This is a genomic window from Parvimonas pharyngis, from assembly GCF_046569675.1.
Lineage (GTDB): Bacteria > Bacillota > Clostridia > Tissierellales > Peptoniphilaceae > Parvimonas.
Window position 1 is genome coordinate 95,423 of sequence record NZ_JBKICJ010000003.1, and the last position, 18,655, is coordinate 114,077.

Sequence of the window (18,655 nt, forward strand, 5' to 3'; positions counted from 1 at the left end):
CCAGCAATAGTTGAGATTTCCAGAGCTATTGTATATAAATATACAATTGACTGAGGAGATCTCATACTTTTGCTTTAGCAAAAGTAAATGTATCGTAGATACATACAGAAATTATATTATTTATTTTTTCTTCTTAACTTTGGGGAAAGGTAATTCATCATACATTGTATCAAATAAGCCTTTTAGGTACATTTTATCTTCCACATCATCAACTAATAGCATTTCTTTTGCTCCTTCGTATGGCAATTGAAATTGTACGTCAGAAACATAGTCAATAGCTTTGTTTGTAGCTTTTACTAAAAATCTATCATCATATATTCCACCTATAACTTTTTCTTTATAATAGATAATATATTCTCCCATCATCGCCCTATATTTTATATCTTCAAGTTCAGATAACTGTTCTAAAATATATTCTAAATATTCTTTACTTGATGCCATAATAACCTCCTAAAAAATTACTTATTTTCTACTTAAATACTATCATTATCCATAAAAAAATGCAAATATTTTAATGTATTTAATTATAAAAAAAGTCGAGTTTCCCCGACTTTTATGCTAATTTTGAATATTCTATTGCTATTTTACTAGCAAGTTTTGCGTTATTGAATACTAATCTGATGTTAGCTTCTAAGCTCTTTCCTTGTGTAAGTTTTTGAACTTTGTCAAGTAAGAATGGTGTTGTATCTTTTCCTTTTATTCCATTTTCATCTGCTTCTTTTAAAGCATCTAAAATTGTCTTATCAATTAAATTTCTATCCATTGAATATTCTTCTGGAATAGGATTTGCAATTACAACTCCACCATTAAGTTCTAAATCCCATTTAGCTTTTAAAACTCTTGCAATTTCTTCTTCTGAATTTATTTTACTAACTTTAAAATCACTTTCTCTTGTGTAGAATGCTGGTAATATATTTGTTTGGTATCCATAAACAGGAACTCCCTTTGTTTCTAAATATTCTAAAGTAAGTCCCATATCTAAAATTGATTTACAACCTGAACAAATAACAGCTACATTTGTATTTCCTAATTCTTCAAGGTCAGCTGAAATATCCATAGTAGTTTCTGCTCCTCTGTGAACTCCACCGATTCCACCTGTTGCGAAAACTTTAATTCCTGCCATTTCTGCACAAATCATTGTTGCGGCAACAGTTGTTGCTCCATTTAATTTATTTGCAACAACATAAGCTAAATCTCTTCTTGAAGTTTTTGTTACACTAAGTCCGGCTTTCCCGATTACTTCAATTTCTTCTTTTGTAAGCCCAACTTTAATTTCTCCATTTATAATAGCTATTGTAGCAGGAATTGCTCCATTTTCTCTAACAACTTTTTCAACTTCTAGAGCTGTTTCAACGTTTTTAGGATAAGGCATTCCATGTGAGATTATTGTTGATTCCAAAGCTACAACTGGTTTATTTTCTTTAATTGCATTTTTTACTTCTTCACTAACTGTTAAATATTTTTCTAATTTCATAACTTCCTCCAAAATTTAATAGATTTTTTTCACTTATATCTTTACTAACTGTATCCATAGATTGTGCAGTTATACGACCTGCAATATTCCCAAATTTTGCACATTCTAAAATTTCATAACCATTAACTTCGCCGTAGATTATTCCACTCATAGCTGCATCTCCACAACCTGAAGTATTTTCTATTTTTAGTTCTTCTTCTATTTTTACTATGCCATTTTCATTTTTATCGGCATATACAATACCTTCATTGCCCATTGAAATAAAAACTTTTTTAACTCCCTTATTCAAAAATACTTTAATTATTTTTTCTAAATCTTCTTCATTATTATAAGGTACTTCTGTTAATTCTTCAGCTTCGTAGATATTTGGTTTGATAAGATAAATGTATCTTAGTAGTTTCTTAATTTTTAAAGCTTTTTTTCTTGAAACACAATCTACAATTATCTTTGAATTTGGACAATTCTTACAAATATATTCAAGAACGTCCTCTCTTAAATTTGTATCCATTACAATATATTTATAACTTTTAATCAAGTCAATAATTTTTGAAATAAAATCAATATCTATTTCTTCTAAAACTTCCATTGAAGAAATAGCTGTAAATAAATCATTATTTTCATCTAATATAGAAATATAGTTTGACATTCCTTTATTAGTTAAAAATTTACTATTTGAAAAATCTACACCAATTTTCTTTAAATAATCTTTAACTTCTTTTGAGTAAATGTCATCTCCAAAAACAGAAATAAATTTATTATCCATTCCCATTCTAACTAAATTTTCAGCAATATTTTTCGCAACACCGCCAAAAGAGTACTCTAATGTTCCAGGATTAGAGTCTTTCATATTTAATTTATCGAAACTTTTTGCAATAAAATCAATATTACAGCCACCTATGATGCAAACATCTTTTGATAAGTTTGAATTTATCACATATGCTCTACCTACTAAATATCCCTTTTTAATCAAATTTGATATATGAACTGCGACTGATGATCTCTTAATATTAAGCAAATCAGCAAGTTCATTTTGAGATATATATGGATTTTCTTTTATTATATCTAAAAGTTCTTGTTCTCTTTTCGTCATAATACCTCCTTAAACAACAGTTTATATAATTATATCAAATGTTTATATAAAAATCAATATGTTTTTAATAAAAAATTTTTTATATGTATCTTCGATACATTTACTTTTGCTAAAGCAAAAGTATGAGATCTCTCGACTTCGCTCGAGATGACGTGTTGGGAGATTCTCTTCGCAAAGTATTATGACGTGAGTGTTCTTAATTTATATAAAGTTTAAAAAACATAAAAAAAGTCCTTAAAATAAAGGACTTTAGTTTAATTCAAAAAATTAAATTTTAAACAGCTTAGAATTTTTTCTTTTTTCTTCTTGCTGCCTCTGATTTTTTCTTTCTCTTTACACTTGGCTTTTCGTAATGTTCTCTTTTTCTATATTCTGAAAGCACTCCAGCACGTGCACATTGTCTTTTAAATCTTTTCAACGCATTATCCAAAGATTCGTTTTCGCCAACTCTGATCTCTGCCATGATATCCCCCCTCTCTTATATAGACATACTGTCTTGAGAAATAATCATTCATATTATACAACAAAATCAATATAAATTCAAGTAAATTCACAATATTTTTTTGTATAATTAATAATTTTTAAAATTTTTTTAAAATATTTTAAATTTTAGCCTGGTGGCCAATTTAAACTACGTCCTGCAAGAACGTGAAAATGTAAATGTTTAACAGTTTGTCCACCGTGATCATTACAATTATTTATAATTCTGTAACCTGATTCGTCAAATCCCATTTCTTTTGCAAGTTCAGCAATCTTTACAAAAATCTTTGCAACAACTTCTGAATTTTCTCTATCTAAAAAATTACAAGATTCAATATGTTTTTTAGGAATTACTAAAAAATGAATCGGAGCTTGAGGGTATAAATCGTTAAATGCAATTATATCTTCATCTTCATAAATTTTATTTGATGGAATTTCTCCATTAACAATTTTGCAAAATATACAATCCATTATCTCACCTCCATACAGTAAATATCACAATTAAAATAATTTTTAATCTATTTTAATTCTCGATTATTATACCATATTTTAGGCATATTTACAATAAAAAAACACGACTACAACTTGTAATCGTGTATCCTTATTTTTTTATAAAATCTCAATTTGACACATTTTCATTGTTTCTAATGCTGTATTATGACTTTGTGGAGTGACTCCCGCACAACATTTACTATCAACGATTAGTTCAACTTCAGGTAAAAATCCTTTAATCATTAATGCATTAACAACTACACAAATATCAGTACAAATTCCAACAAATTCAATACTTTCTATTTGCTCTTTTTCGTTTAGATTTTTTAAATATTCAACTAAGTTGCTAGATCCAAATCCTGCTTTTTCAAAAATTTTACAATTTTCTTTATAAATACCTTCTCGGATTTCCCAACCATTACTACCCTTGATACAATGCTTTACAGGAAGTTTTCTTCCCTCTTGAGTATTTAGGTAGTTATCATCATGAGTATCCATTGTATAAATAATTTCTCCATCAAAGTTTTTAATTTTTTCCTTTAAACTCGGAATCATATCAATAGCTTCTTTAGTTCCCAATCTACCGTCAACAAAATCATTTTGCACATCAATAACAACTAATATTTTCATAACCAGCCTCCAAAAGTTTTTGATAAAAAAATCTAAATATTTTATCCAAATAAATTATATACAATAATTACTCTTTTGTCAAATTATAAAATTCATCATTTATAATATATCTATAATATTTCAAAAATATTACACTCAAGATAAATTCATTTACAAATTGTGCAAATGCAACTCCAAATAGAGATAAATCAAAAACTTGTGTTAAAATCAACATTAAAATAAGACTTAAGATATTTACCCCTGCTGTTGTTTTTAATAAAAACATATTTTTATTCAAACCTTGTAAAGCACATTTATATATGTATGAATACGAACTACAAATATTTGCTATTAAGAAAAATATCAAAAATTTTGTAGCAAAATTTTGTACCAAAATATCATCTGTAATAAGTTTAGGTAAATATTCTCTAAAAATAAAGAATAATGCACTTCCAAAGATAAATAATACGGTTGTAATCTTAACAGAAATTTTAGGATAATCTATCAAATTTCTAATGTTTTTCTCTCCAGAACTTATGCTTATTAAACTCAGAGTCGCAGAACCATAGATATGTTTAAAAGTAAATAAAAACATAATTAAATTTGTAATTATTGAATATCCAGCAAATTCGTTATTCCCTATTCTAATAACAATCATATTGAAAATAATGACAAAAATAGTTCCGTCAAAAATTTCCTGTATCATAATAGGAAAAGCTAATTTAAAATGATTAAATCCATTTATAAAATAGCTTTTTAATAATTCAAATTTTAACTTTAATTTATTTTTCAATACAAAAATATAAATAAGAAGATTTACAAACATTGAAAAAACAGTACTAAATCCTACCATAGTAATTCCAAGTTTTGGAAAACCGAACTTTCCAAGAACAAATAAATAATCTAAACCCAAATTTAAAACTGAAGAAACAGTAGATCCTATTAAAATCCACTTTGTCATATTTGAAATTCTAAAATATGCCCCAAATGTAAATAAACATAGTTGTAACAAGACACAAAAACTCATAGGATATGAGAACAAAATCCCCTGTTCCAAAGTTTCCCCAGATAAATTATAGAATATTTTTAAAAAATATGTCTTTCCGAGCAACATCAATAATAAGAATAAAATTCCCATAAAAATATTGATAGCAAGAGATGAAAAGAATTCATAATTTAGACCTTTTTCATCTCCCTGTCCCAGTTTTTCTCCAAGTTTTGTGTTTATAATTATTGCAGTTGCTCCCAAAACTCCACTTACAGTATATAATGTTGAAGAAATCAAATTTACCGCATTAAATGCAGGTGTTGAAACTCTTGCAACAATAGCAATATCAGATAACTCCAAAATATAACTTAGGATAAAATTCACCATAAGTGGAAAAGCGAATTTGTTAAGTTCTAATCTTTTATTTTTCATTTTTCTTTTTCTTTAAATCAATTTCAAAATCACAATTTTCATCGGAACATTTTAGTGCGTGTTTAAATCTGTTTTTAACTTCAACTAAGAATTTTCCACATTTTTCACATTTTTTATCAGCTATCGGTTTGTCCCAAATTGCATAGTCACATTCAGGATAATTTTCACATCCGTAAAAAACTTTTCTCTTTTTTGAAATTTTTTCAATTATTCTTCCACCACATTTAGGGCATTTTACACCAGTATCTTTAACTTCCTTTTTTATATAATTACAATCAGGAAATCCGCTACAACCGATAAATTTACCAAATTTGGTCTTTTTAATGACTAAATTTTTACCACATTGTGGACACTTTTCGTCAAGAACTTCATCTTTTATTTTATAATCTTCTGAATCTCCATCAGACTTTTTCAAAAAAGTTTCAAAAACAGCATAGAAATCTGAAATGACTTTTTTCCAATCCTTTTTATTTTCAGCTATTTCATCAAGTTTTTCTTCCATTTCCATTGTGAATTTTTCATTTATAATTGTTTCAAAGTTGGAAACTAAAAACTTATTTACATTTTTTCCAAGTTCTGTTGGAATAATTTTTTTATTCTCAATTAAAATATAAAATCTGCTTGTCAAACTGTTTATAATACTTGCATAGGTACTAGGTCTTCCTATTCCGTTTTCTTCTAGTTTTTTAACTAAACTCGCCTCAGTGAAATTAGCAACTGGTTTTGTAAAATGTTGACTTTTTTCTATTTTTTCAGCATTAATTACATCTTTAACTTCAAGTTTAGGAAGTGGCTCATCCTTAATATCACTTGAAGTATATATTTTTGAAAATCCGTCAAATAAAGTAAATCTTCCATTTAATTTATAGATACAATTATTTGAATTTAAAACTATTTGTGTGCTTTCATAACTTTCTGCTTTCATTTGTGAAGCTACAGTTCTTTCCCAAATCAATTTATATAGTTTATATTGATTTGCAGTTAAATAGCTCTTTATTTTTTCAGGACTTCTAAAAATACTACTTGGTCTAACACCTTCATGAGCATCTTGAGAATTCTTCTTTTTTAAATTGTATTCATTACCTCTTGTAGCATAATTTTTTCCATAATTTTCTGTAATATATTCTATTGCTTCAGCAACTATTTCAGATGAAATTCTAGTTGAATCTGTTCTCATATATGAAATCAATCCGACAGATCCTTCTTTACCAACATTTATTCCTTCATAAAGTTGTTGAGCAATACTCATAGTCATTGAACTTGAAAAACCTAATTTTCTTCCCGCTTCTTGTTGCAATGTACTTGTAGTAAAAGGCGGTTGTGGTTTTCTCTCTTTTTTTACCTTTTTTACATCTTCAACGATAAAATTGCCTTTATCCGTTTTTTCTACAACCTCTAAAGCTTCTTTTTCCGTTTTTATATCTCTTTTTACTATTTTTTTATTTTCATATTCTCCATAATAAAGTGATTTAAACTCTATATTTTGAACATTATGTATCCCCTCAATCTTCCAAAATTCTTCTGGAACAAAATTATCTATTTCTTCTTGACGTTCACAAATAATCTTTAAAGTTGCAGACTGAACACGACCTGCAGAAAGACCGCTCTTTATTTTTTTCCATAGAATAGGAGAAAGTTTATAACCTACAAGTCTATCTAAAACTCTTCTAGCTTGTTGAGAATTTACTAAATTCATATCAATTTTTCTTGAATTTTTTATAGATTCTTTGATACTCTTTTTAGTAATTTCATGAAATTCTATTCTATTTTTTTCATTAATATCAAGTCCTAAAAGATATGCGATATGCCAAGAAATAGCCTCTCCCTCTCTATCAGGGTCGGTTGCAAGATATACATTTTCTGAATTTTTGTAAAGCTCTTTTAACTCTTTAATCTTTGATGCTTTACCTCTAACATTAATATATTCAGGCTCAAAATTATTGTCTATATCTATTCCCAATTTACTTTTTGGTAAATCTCTTATATGACCAATACTAGCTACAACCTTATAATCGCTTCCAAGCATTTTACTAACTGTTTTAGCTTTTGTTGGAGACTCTACTATAACTAAATTTTTATACAAAACAAACTCCTTATATAATCTTACTCATTGATATATGTTCTATTCCAACCTCAACAAAAATATCATCATTATCCTTAGAATATCCTAACATTTCATAAAAAGTCATTGCATGATATTGTGCTGAAAATCTTATCATCTTTTTTTCATTTTCTTTTTTATATTTTTTTACTGTTTCTTCCATATTTATGAATAGAAATTTGCCTACACCCTTACCTCTGCACGATTTTTTAACACATGCTCTACCAAAATAGACAATATCTTTATGTATATTCATAATTCTTGCAGTTGCAAGAAGTTCATCTCCCTCAAAAACTCCAACATGAATTGTATCATCTAAACTATCTCTATCATCAATTTCATATTCAAGTGGAACTTTTTGCTCATCTACAAAAACTTCTTGTCGCAAAGCAAATGCCATTTTCATGTCATCGCTTTTCAAAACTCTATATTCCATACAAACAACTCCATATATTATTTAAACTCTCTATATGTTATATAATTTAATTAATTTTGTCAATATTTTTTAAATTATATAATTAAAAAAGTGTCAATTTTATAAAACTGACACAAAATTAAATTCTATTCTATTATATATGCACTTACAATTTCTCCATAATAAGCTGTATGATAATCCATGTTTGCACCATAAAACTCTCCTGAAACATTTTCAGGATAATTTTTTTTCTTTATATCATTTGGAATCGAATTTTCATCCTGTTTTTGCTTGTAAATAACTTTACATTCTAAAGTTAAAGGCAATTCCTTAATTGCAGGAACATCTACAATTTCAGAGTCAACTAAAGTTAAATTCAAGTCCTTTATTTTATCAGTATTCCTTCCTGACTTTGTTCCACAAAGTCCAATTACTTTTTTATCAAAATCATTTAAAAAAATATTTACAGTAAATTCACCGTTTTCGTCAAGAAGTTCCTTCGTAAAACGTCTTTCTCTAACAAATGCTGTAAAAATTGGTCTATTCCATTCAATTCCCAAGGTTCCCCAAGAAATAGACATTGTATTTACTTTTTCTTTTGACTTTGTTGTAAGTAAAACACCTTTTTCAACTGCTAACATTATTTCCTTAGCATAATCAAAAACATTAATTTTTCTTTTCATAATTTTCTCCTAAATTGCAATCGGAATATCTTTTATTTGTTCTCCACATTTATAGTCCTCTATTATAACATCATCTGATGTAAAATCATAAAAGTTTTTAACATCAGGATTTAAAGTAACCTTTGGAGCAGGGAATTTCTCTCTCTTAATAAGTTCCTCTATTATAGGAATATGTCTATCGTAAATATGAGCATCAGCTATAACATGAACTAACTCTCCAACTTCTAAATCACATTCTCTAGCAAGCATATGAACTAAAATTGCATATTGGCAAACATTCCAATTATTTGCAGCTAAAATATCTTGACTTCTTTGATTTAAGATAGCATTCAATTTTTTACCTGTAACATTGAAAGTAACACTATATGCACAAGGATATAAATTCATTTCAGATAAATCTTCATGAACGTAGATATTTGTAATTATCCTTCTACTATATGGATTGTTTTTTAAATCATAAATAACTCTGTCAACTTGATCAAACATTCCTTCCTTATACTTATGTTTAACACCAAGTTGATAACCATAAGCCTTTCCAATACTTCCATTTTCATCAGCCCACTCATCCCAAACATGACTCTTTAAATCTTTAATGTTATTAGATTTTTTTTGCCATATCCAAAGCATTTCGTCAGTACATAATTTAATAGCTGTTTTTCTAAGTGTAAGCGCAGGAAATTCTTCAGCTAAATTATATCTATTTACAACTCCGAATTTTTTTATTGTATATGCCTTTGTTCCATCTTCCCAAACAGGACGAACTTTTTCTCCCTTTGTATCTACACCATTTTCAAGTATATCTTTACACATTGAAATAAATATATCATCTGCTCTACTCATAATTTTCTCCTAAACTTTAATTGTGAAATAACAAATTTTCCGTGCACTACCAGATGCGAAACATCGTGGGAGGGTCGGTTTTTTTTCTCATAATAAGAATAACATTTTTATATAAAAAAGGCAAATTAAATTTGAATTTACTTAATCTAAAATTTAAAATATCTATTGAAACTGTAACATTTTTCAAAATATTTTTCAATTTATTCACTAAAAATACTTGATTTAAGTTTTATGATATGATATAATACCTAAAGTGATTAATTTACAATATTTAAGTGAGGTGAAAACAATGAAAAAGGGAATACATCCAGAATACAATAAAGTAGTTTTTATGGATACAACAAGTGGATATAAATTCATCTGTGGTTCAACAAAAACTTCAAATGAAACAATAGAAATGGAAGATGGTAACACTTATCCATTAATTAAAATCGAAATCAGTTCTGACTCTCACCCATTCTATACAGGTCGTCAAAGATTTGTTGAAAAAGGTGGTAGAATTGAAAAATTCAAAAAAAGATACAATATGGACTAGTAAAAAGCAGAGCAATCTGCTTTTTTTATTGCAAAAAACATGGGTTTTTCTTTGATAAGTATCATAGCATTAAAGATATATTAAAAAATTCGCAAGCTAATTTACTGTTAACGATAATCTATTAAATAAAAGTATCTCATTATACGTCATCTCGACCGAAGTTGAGCAAAGCGAAACGGAGTGGAGAGATCTCATAAAGCTCCATTATATAGAATTAAATTTTTGAAGTTGATTATTCCAAAAATAAATATTTGAAAAAATTTTTTACTAATTTTTGCTAATAATAAGGAATAGTCTTTCTGAAAGAGACTATAAAATAATTTTTGTATGTATCTTCGATACATTTACTTTTGCTAAAGCAAAAGTAAATATAAATCTGCTTCAAAATATCTGAATAATTTCCCCAACAAAAAAGAGCTGTTCTCACAGCTCTTTTATTAACAACCACCTTTAAGTTTTGTACTTCTTATATAAATTTTTGGGAATTTTTCATGTTGATTAAAATAACCCATAAGTTCAAAAAATTGAAAAGCTCTTTTTTGTTGTTGGACAGTCATTCCCAACTTTTCCCTAATATGTTTTTTTGCCATATTGGAATAAACAAAATACCCTTCACTATTTATATCTTTAATAACAATATCATATAAGTCATAATACTCTTGTTTCATTATTTGTCCCCTTTTGCAGATTGTATTTCGTACCAAGTTTTATATTTTCCATTAAGAGCGATAAGCTCATCATGTGTACCTGTTTCTAAAACTTTTCCATTTTCTATCATAACTATTGTATCACAATTTTTAACAGTGGACAATCTATGTGCAATAATAATTGTGCTTCTACCCTGTTTTAAAACATCAATTCCATAATTGATAATTTTTTCCGTTTCAGTATCAATATTTGCAGTTGCTTCATCCAAAATTAAAACTTTTGGATTTCTAACTATTGCTCTAGCAAAACAGATGATTTGTTTTTCTCCAAGTGATAAATCCGAACCACTTATTGCAAGCTCAAAATCTAAATTATTATCTCTTCTTTGTAAAAGATTTTCCCCTCCAACTTTTACAATAGCATCTAGCACTTCTTTTTCAGTTATATTTTCATCTTTAAGAGTAATATTATCTTTTATACTTCCTGTAAAAATATAAGGATCTTGAAGCACTACTGCCATTTGTTTTCTGTATGATGCTTTACTTAAAGTTTTTATATTTTGTCCATCAAGTAAAATTTCTCCTTTTTGATTTTCATAAAAACCTAAAATTAAATTCATTATTGTTGACTTTCCACTTCCAGTTGCACCAACAAAAGCAATTGATTTTCCCTTTTCAAGTTTGAAGTTGACATCTTTTAAAACTGGAACATTTTCTTTATATTCAAAACCAACATTTTTAAATTCAATATTTCCTTCAAGTTCAATTTCCCTATCCGTTGTTTTTTCTTCTTCAATTTCGAAAATTTTGATGATTCTATCACAAGAAACAAGCGCAGTCTTATATCTATTTATTTCAGATAAGAAATTCATAAATAGCCTTAAAATTCTTTTATTGTACTCAATCAGAATATATAATATACCAACACTTAACCCTAGTCCGTTTAGTTTTAAAATAGTAAATACTAAAATTATTATAGCATTAGTAACAATCATTACAAAGTCCATCAAATTCCAAGAAAATAAAGCATTGATTAAAGTTCTTCTTATATAGTTTTTCTCAACTTCTTTATTTTCTTTTTCAAAAGACTTAATCATCAAATCTTCATTTCCATAAACTTGAATTACAGGTAAAGACTTAATAGTTTCATTATAGATTGAACTTGTAATTCCCTCATGTTTTCTTATTGTTTTAGTAACTTCTGTAAGTTTTTGACCATAATATTTTGTAATTACATACATTAATGGCAAATAAACCAACACTATTAATAATAAATATGGACTAATGAAAAACATAACAGTTAACATCATTCCTAGATTTAAAACAAAAGCTAGTAAGTCATTTAAAAGAGTTTGATATAACTCTTTAATTGTATTTGTATCAGTAGTAAATCTAGAAACCAAATCTCCTGCATAAGAACTATCAAAATATTGCATCTTAAAACTTTGCATACGTCTAATTAGACTAAATTGAATCTTGTATGCGATATTACAAGAAATTTTATTAAAAGTAATTCTTACTACAAAAGTAAATCCTACAACGGCTAAGTTTAATGCTAAATAGAATAACACTTTATTTAAGATAAAGGAATAAAAATTATCCATATTAACCAAATCTGCATCAATAATTGATGAAATAACTGTTGGTATATACACATCAAGAAAAACTCTAAAAATAGTACAAATTGAGCCTGTAAAAAGTAAAAACTTTTCTTCTAAAAGGTAGGAAGTTAAAAACTTTAATTTCTTATTCTTCATCTTCTTCCTCCTTGTCTAGACTTTGATACTCAAATTGTTCTTTATACCAAGAATCTTTGGAAATAAGTTCTTCATGAGTTCCTCTATCTACTATTTCTCCATTATCCATAACCAAAATTAAATCAGCATGTTCAACTGCAGAAATTCTATGAGAAATAATTATATTAGTTCTATTTTTTCTATTTTCTTTAAGCGAATTAATAATCTTACTTTCAGTATTTGCATCAATCGCAGAAAAAGAATCATCTAAAACCAGAATTTCAGGATCACGATATAGCGCTCTTGCTAGAGAAATTCTTTGTTTTTGTCCGCCAGAAAGTCCGAGACCACGTTCTCCAACAACTGTATCAAGTCCTTTTTCTAAATTTTGTATATCCTTATAAAAATCTGCTTTTTTAATAACATTAATAATTCTTTCATCATCTTCTGAAACACTACCAAATAAAATATTTTCTCTTACGGTTTTTGAAAGCAAAATATTCTCTTGACTTACATATCCAAATTTACTTCTTACTGATGTAATATCATATTCCTCATAAGGTATATTATTAATAAAAACCTTGTTTTTATCAAAATTATAAAATCTTAAAATTTGTTTTACTAATGTACTCTTTCCACTTCCACTTTTACCAACAATCCCTAAAGTTTCTCCCTTATTTAGTTTAAAACTTATATCTTTAAGTGAAGCCTCTTTTTCTTCAGGATAATAAAAAGAAAAGTTTTTAAACTCCATAGTAGAAAAATCTTCTAAAATTTTATCACCATCTTCAATTTCTGTCTTATCATCAAGTAAAAGATTTATTCTATTTATTGAAACTAATGCTCTTTTATAGGTATTTATACAGTCGCCAAGTCCCCAAAAAGACCATGCTAAAGTCTCTCCAAGTCCAAAAAATGTTACAAGTTTTCCGATTGAAATACTTCCATTTCTAACTAAAAAAGCACCATAAAATAGTCCTATTACCATTGATACCACTCTTATAAATGAGTTTGAAAGAAAAGACATCATCCAAAGATTTGATTCTAAATATGCTAAATCAAAATAATATTTAATTATTTTAGAAATATTTTTTTGCCTTACCTCTTCATTAACATAACTTTTTATTAATTTTATTCCTTCAATTATTTCTAAAATTTCCTGACTTGACTTTCCAAAAGTCAAATTCATTTCTTCACTCACTTTTCCAACTTTTTTACTTATTAAATTTGTGATAATTGCTGTGAAAACAAAAGGTAACATAACTGCAATAGTTAGTTCCCAAGAAAGAAAGAACACAAGATAAATTGCACAAATTAATGGCATAAAAATAGAATCACATGCTAATAAAATTCCAAAGCTAAAATATTCATATATGTATTTAGTTTCATTATCTGCTAAGCCAATAACATCTCCTGCAGTATTTTTTTGAAAAAAATCAGGAGATTTCTTTAATATTTTTCTAAAAATTAAATCCTTATAGTACATCTTTAACTTAGCACCTGAGCCAAAAGATAAATAAGCAAAAGTCATAAAACTTAAAAAGTTAACTAAGCCTAAAAATATCATCAAAGCTACATAACTATAAACTTTTGATGCCTCAAAAGTTGGACTTTTAAATAAATCTACAATCTTTCCAGATAAAATAACTAAATAAATTAAAATTAAACTGCTAATTATATCAAAGGCGCATCCCAGTATAAATTTTGTTTTTGTCTTTTTAAAGCCATCTCTAACAGCTAAATAAATCCCCATTTAATCACCTTCTCCCAATTCAAAAAAAGCTCTTCAAAAAGAAGAGCAATTTTTTAATTATTTATTTTTTTTCTTAAAAGTAGCAACAGATCCTCTTTCAACAATTCTTGAAGGTAAGATTGTAACATCCTTTAATTTTTCTTCGTTTCTAAGTTCCTTAATCAACTTTCTCATAGATATTGCACCCATATCATAATATGGTTCTTCTATTGTTGTAAGTGCAGGTCTGTAAATAGATGCGATTATATCATCTCCGAAGCCTGCAACTGAAATATCTTGAGGAACTTTAAGTCCGTTATCATAACAATAACTTATAAAACCAATTGCTAAAGAATCTTCACTTGCAAAAACAACTGTTGATTTATTATCTTTGATAAGCTTGAAAATTTCTTCTCCCATATCATATCCAGCTTGAACTGTTATATCCTTTGCATTTATAAGAGCTGATTTTACTTTTCTTTCAGCAACAGCTTCATTAAATCCAGCAAGTTTTTCTCTACCAATTCTACTTGTAATATCCTCACTTATAAAAACAATACTTTCATGTCCTTCATCAACAAGATAGTTAGTCATTTTATTACAAGTTGATTTGTAATCAATACTTACTGTATGTTCATCAGTATATTCATAAAATTTATCAAGTCTTACAAATGGAATATTTTTACTTTTCAACTTAAACAAAATTTCCGGATTAATCTTTTCACTTATCATAATAATTCCTTCAACTTGTTTAGTGCACATAAATTCGATAATCTTATGCTCTACTTCAATATCTCCGTATGTACTAGAAAGTAAAATATCATAATTGTACATTCTTCCAATTTCTTCAATTCCTCTAATAATTTGAGCCATATAGGAAATTCCTATATCTTTTACAATAACACCTATCATATTTGATTTTCTCATTACAAGACTTCTTGCCAATTCATTAGGCTTAAAATCTAATTTCTTTATAGCATCTAAAACCTTTCTTCTTGATTCTGGGCTTACAGGTTTTGACTCATTCATAACTCTTGAAACAGTTGAAATAGAAACCCCAGCTAATTTAGCTACATCTTTTATAGTAGGTACTGACATGTTATCACTCCTTTGAATTAAAATTAAATATAAAAATCGTTTACAAACATCAATATAATTATAACATAATTTAATTTAAAATAAAACACTTTATGAAAATTATTTTCACTAATTTTCCCGCTTGAAAATTCATAATTATTTAGTAAAAATATATTACTAAAAATGTTTTACATATAAAAAACTGTAAAATATTTATAATATATTTTACAGTAAAATTTTTATTTTTTAACTTTTATATATAAGCTGAATAAAACAGTAGAAATAATCAATGCAACAAAACATATCCCAATTTCTATTCCTACATAATTAACCAAAGCCTTATTAACAGGTAAAAATCCTCCTGTCAAATCAGAAAACACAGGATAATTAAAAGTATTTTTCCACTTCCAAAGATAAGAAAAAACTAAACTAAAAACAAACTGGCTTATTATCAATATAATATTAATAATAAAAGAAATAATAGCCTTTCCAATTATAAAACTCGTCTTTTTCATTGGAAGTGTAAATAAAAATCCCTTATGATAATAAAAATCTAAATAAGTTGTTATAAAGAAATAAGATAGTGTCATCAAAAAAATTCCAGCTAAAATATATTTTATATTATTATATTCAAGCAAAACTCCATCCAACGGAGCTTCTTCATATTGAAAAGTTCCATTTGCTTTTATTATTTCTGATAACCTTTCTTTTTCATGTTGGGCATAACTTTTTGACGTAGAAAAATTTATTTCGTTTTCTTTGATTTCAATGATTTTTTCATACATCAAAATTGCACTTTCCATATAGCCTCTATCATCTCCGCTGTGCTTTAGTTTTAAAGTCTTTTCTGATATTTCAAGAGATTTTTTTAACAAATCCATTTTTTCTTTATCACCAGAATATATACAAGGCGACTTTCCGCCAGCGGGATATAAAATGTCCTCTATTCCTTTTTTTATCAAAAGTAATTCATGTTTTTTATCAGCGTCAATTTGTTGATAATTTAAATAATTTTTATAAAATAGAGAAGCTAATAAAACTAACATAACTCCTAAAATCACTACAAAAATTCTACTTCTTATAAATTTTTTAAATTCTAATATCAAAGTATTCATAACATTCACCTACTCAGCAAACAGTCTTTGATACATCTGTTCAGAAGCATTTATATGCTCTCTTATTTTAATTAATTTTATTCCTTTATCCTGTATTGCCTTAATTGCATCGTCAAAAGAATTCTTTTTAAATTGACAAATAATCATATCTTTTTCAATTTCAGCACTTACTACAAATGGAGATAAAATTTCTAAAGCTTGATCATTTGAAGTAGTATCAATAGCATAGATTAAAAATTCATCTTCTACAATTTTTTTGACAATTTTTTTATCCTTTAAGAATAGAAGATTATCAGTTAATTGGCTAATTTCTCCTAAAAAATGTGTAGATAAAATTACCAGAGTTCCCCTTTCTGATATTTCCTTTAACATAACTCTAAGCTCTATTTGACTGCTAGGATCAAGTCCGTTAAAAGGCTCATCAAGCAATAAAACTTCAGGACTATTAATAAGTGCAATAGCTAAAAGTAATCTCTGTTTCATTCCCAAAGAATATGTCTTTACAGGTCTTTTATAAAATTTTTCAATCTTTGTTAAACTTACAATTTCTTTTATTCTTGTCTTTGGCAATTTTTGTATATTAGAAACAAATTTCAAATGATCAAGTCCAGTTAAATTCGGAAATAAAATACTTGCATCCTGTAAATATGACAATTTTTTAAAAATGGAATTATCCCTATTATCTATACCATTTACAGTAATCTGTCCGGATTGATAGCTATTCAAATTTGTAATACAATCTAAAAGGGTAGTTTTTCCCGTTCCATTAGGTGCAACCAAAGCCCAAACCTCTGCATTTTCAAGCTCTAAAGATAAATCATTTAAAACTACATTCTCTCCATATCTTTTAGTAAGATTTTTTATACACAAACTAGGCATATCCATTCCTCCTTCTATCTTGAATAAAAGCTATACAAATCAATAAAATTGTTAAAATACAAATTCCAATTGCTAAAATTTTACAAGATTTGTTAAAACTATAAGTAATAGTTTTAGATAAAATATTTATACTTCCGTCAGCAATCTTTCCAACTCTCCAATATGAAAACGGATTATACCATTTATTAAACATCTGTAAAGTCGCTATCAGTCCAAAGGATAAAATAACGGATTTTACACTTGATTTTACAAAAGTTGAAATTGTACTTGTAAATAAGAAAATAAATGTTCCGTAAAGCAAGAACAAAATTAAACTTTTTGTTAAAACATCAGATATTGGAACAATCTTATATCCAAAACTCATAAGTGAATAATAATCATTTTTTACAATATAAGTTGTAATCGGATATTTAAAAGATGACGAACCATTTATTAAAAATTCTATCCCAAAAAATATTGCAGGTATTAATAGTCCAAGTATAATAGTTAAAATTCCACCTGTAAAAAGCCCCGAGAATACAATCCTAAATTTACTTGCCCCCGATGTCCTTAAAAATCTAATTGTTTTATTTTGGCTCTCCTCCAGTTTTGAAAATAAAATACCAAAAGTTACTACAATTATAAAAGTATAGATTAATACTAAATTATTTGTAAAAAAGTCCCATAATCTATGTGAAGTTCCGATTAATGTTTTTTTGCTATTTTCATCAAGATATTTACTTTCCTCTGAAGTTCTAGGCTGGTCAAATTCCGTTCTCTGCAAACTTAGGGGATATGCAGAAGAAATATTACTATCTTTTAAATATTTTAAAGTTTCGTAAGAAATTTCTACAGTCAATTCATTTATAAACATGTTATTTACAGCATATATAGTAAACTGTCCATCTGAATCTTTAAGATTACTCATTTCATATTCATACATACTTTTCCAATTATTGTTTTTTACATTTTTAATAAGCATTTCATAAGTTTCTATTACTTTTAAAAAATGTTTTTTTGAATTGTTTAAATCATTTATATCTTCATCTGAATTTCCAACATTTTTTAATTCTTCATCTATCTGTTCAATATCTTGCTTATTTACATCTATAACTTGTTCATAATGAGAAATTTCTTTTTTTGTACTATTTTTATTTTCAAATTGTGAATTCAACGAAATTGTAACTCCAAATAATGTAATAAATATAAAAAACAAAAAAAATATCTTCTGTTTTATAAAATATTTAAAAAACAAATTACACATAATTACCTCCAAAGCAAAGCAAAAAAATATTTCATATATAATACATTTTAAAAAATCAATTTATCTATTTACTTTATATTCTAGGTA

At 26.8% G+C, this 18,655-nt stretch carries 19 protein-coding genes; 1 reads left to right on the forward strand and 18 read right to left on the reverse strand.

Annotated features, from left to right (window positions below; genetic code table 11):
- Positions 1-120: 120 nt before the first annotated feature.
- The 11 genes from ACLGL0_RS04470 to thyA form a co-directional block, all read right to left on the reverse strand.
- Positions 121-441, reverse strand: a complete 321-nt coding sequence (locus tag ACLGL0_RS04470) for a TfoX/Sxy family protein (RefSeq protein WP_411013795.1) — start codon at positions 439-441, stop codon at positions 121-123.
- Positions 442-553: 112 nt separating this feature from the next.
- A complete protein-coding gene (locus ACLGL0_RS04475; protein WP_411013796.1) occupies positions 554-1,474 on the reverse strand; it encodes a pseudouridine-5'-phosphate glycosidase in 921 nt (306 codons plus the stop codon).
- On the reverse strand, positions 1,446-2,564 hold the full coding sequence (locus ACLGL0_RS04480) for a carbohydrate kinase (protein WP_314557673.1): 1,119 nt from the start codon (positions 2,562-2,564) through the stop codon (positions 1,446-1,448). The genes ACLGL0_RS04475 and ACLGL0_RS04480 overlap by 29 nt, the downstream gene beginning before the upstream one ends.
- Before the next feature lie 283 nt (positions 2,565-2,847).
- A complete protein-coding gene (rpsU, locus tag ACLGL0_RS04485) occupies positions 2,848-3,027 on the reverse strand; it encodes a 30S ribosomal protein S21 (RefSeq protein WP_004832359.1) in 180 nt (59 codons plus the stop codon).
- A 146-nt stretch (positions 3,028-3,173) separates the two neighbouring features.
- Positions 3,174-3,515, reverse strand: a complete 342-nt coding sequence (locus ACLGL0_RS04490; RefSeq protein WP_411013797.1) for a histidine triad nucleotide-binding protein — start codon at positions 3,513-3,515, stop codon at positions 3,174-3,176.
- A 138-nt stretch (positions 3,516-3,653) separates the two neighbouring features.
- On the reverse strand, positions 3,654-4,166 hold the full coding sequence (locus tag ACLGL0_RS04495) for a cysteine hydrolase family protein (RefSeq protein ID WP_313961909.1): 513 nt from the start codon (positions 4,164-4,166) through the stop codon (positions 3,654-3,656).
- Positions 4,167-4,233: 67 nt separating this feature from the next.
- Positions 4,234-5,565 (reverse strand): MATE family efflux transporter, encoded by a 1,332-nt coding sequence (locus ACLGL0_RS04500; RefSeq protein WP_411013798.1) that lies wholly within the window; start codon positions 5,563-5,565, stop codon positions 4,234-4,236.
- On the reverse strand, positions 5,555-7,648 hold the full coding sequence (gene topA, locus ACLGL0_RS04505; RefSeq protein ID WP_411013799.1) for a type I DNA topoisomerase: 2,094 nt from the start codon (positions 7,646-7,648) through the stop codon (positions 5,555-5,557). Before topA ends, ACLGL0_RS04500 begins: the two co-directional genes overlap by 11 nt.
- A 10-nt stretch (positions 7,649-7,658) precedes the next feature.
- Positions 7,659-8,102 carry a GNAT family N-acetyltransferase gene (locus ACLGL0_RS04510; protein ID WP_411013800.1) on the reverse strand — a complete coding sequence of 148 codons (444 nt, stop codon included), beginning with the start codon at positions 8,100-8,102 and terminating at the stop codon, positions 7,659-7,661.
- A 125-nt stretch (positions 8,103-8,227) separates the two neighbouring features.
- Complete coding sequence (locus ACLGL0_RS04515) at positions 8,228-8,764, reverse strand: flavin reductase family protein (RefSeq protein ID WP_411013801.1); 537 nt, start codon at positions 8,762-8,764, stop codon at positions 8,228-8,230.
- Between the two features lie 9 nt (positions 8,765-8,773).
- On the reverse strand, positions 8,774-9,604 hold the full coding sequence (gene thyA / locus ACLGL0_RS04520) for a thymidylate synthase (RefSeq protein WP_411013802.1): 831 nt from the start codon (positions 9,602-9,604) through the stop codon (positions 8,774-8,776).
- 289 nt (positions 9,605-9,893) lie between these two features.
- Between thyA and ACLGL0_RS04525 the strand changes: the two genes are divergently transcribed.
- Positions 9,894-10,139 carry a type B 50S ribosomal protein L31 gene (locus tag ACLGL0_RS04525; protein ID WP_004832367.1) on the forward strand — a complete coding sequence of 82 codons (246 nt, stop codon included), beginning with the start codon at positions 9,894-9,896 and terminating at the stop codon, positions 10,137-10,139.
- A gap of 437 nt (positions 10,140-10,576) precedes the next feature.
- On the opposite strand, the gene ACLGL0_RS04530 is transcribed toward ACLGL0_RS04525, so the two are convergent.
- From ACLGL0_RS04530 to ACLGL0_RS04560, 7 genes are all read right to left on the reverse strand, one after another.
- Positions 10,577-10,807: a hypothetical protein gene (locus ACLGL0_RS04530; RefSeq protein WP_314557694.1), complete on the reverse strand. Its 231-nt coding sequence runs from the start codon at positions 10,805-10,807 to the stop codon at positions 10,577-10,579.
- Positions 10,807-12,543, reverse strand: a complete 1,737-nt coding sequence (locus tag ACLGL0_RS04535) for an ABC transporter ATP-binding protein (RefSeq protein ID WP_411013803.1) — start codon at positions 12,541-12,543, stop codon at positions 10,807-10,809. Before ACLGL0_RS04535 ends, ACLGL0_RS04530 begins: the two co-directional genes overlap by 1 nt.
- Positions 12,533-14,275, reverse strand: a complete 1,743-nt coding sequence (locus ACLGL0_RS04540) for an ABC transporter ATP-binding protein (protein ID WP_411013804.1) — start codon at positions 14,273-14,275, stop codon at positions 12,533-12,535. The genes ACLGL0_RS04535 and ACLGL0_RS04540 overlap by 11 nt, the downstream gene beginning before the upstream one ends.
- Before the next feature lie 57 nt (positions 14,276-14,332).
- Entirely contained in the window at positions 14,333-15,352 is a 1,020-nt protein-coding gene (locus ACLGL0_RS04545; RefSeq protein ID WP_411013805.1) for a LacI family DNA-binding transcriptional regulator, read from the reverse strand.
- 218 nt (positions 15,353-15,570) lie between these two features.
- A complete protein-coding gene (locus ACLGL0_RS04550) occupies positions 15,571-16,446 on the reverse strand; it encodes a hypothetical protein (protein ID WP_411013806.1) in 876 nt (291 codons plus the stop codon).
- 9 nt (positions 16,447-16,455) lie between these two features.
- Complete coding sequence (locus ACLGL0_RS04555) at positions 16,456-17,325, reverse strand: ABC transporter ATP-binding protein (RefSeq protein ID WP_314557699.1); 870 nt, start codon at positions 17,323-17,325, stop codon at positions 16,456-16,458.
- Positions 17,318-18,568, reverse strand: a complete 1,251-nt coding sequence (locus ACLGL0_RS04560; RefSeq protein WP_411013807.1) for an ABC transporter permease — start codon at positions 18,566-18,568, stop codon at positions 17,318-17,320. Before ACLGL0_RS04560 ends, ACLGL0_RS04555 begins: the two co-directional genes overlap by 8 nt.
- Between the last annotated feature and the right edge of the window lie 87 nt (positions 18,569-18,655).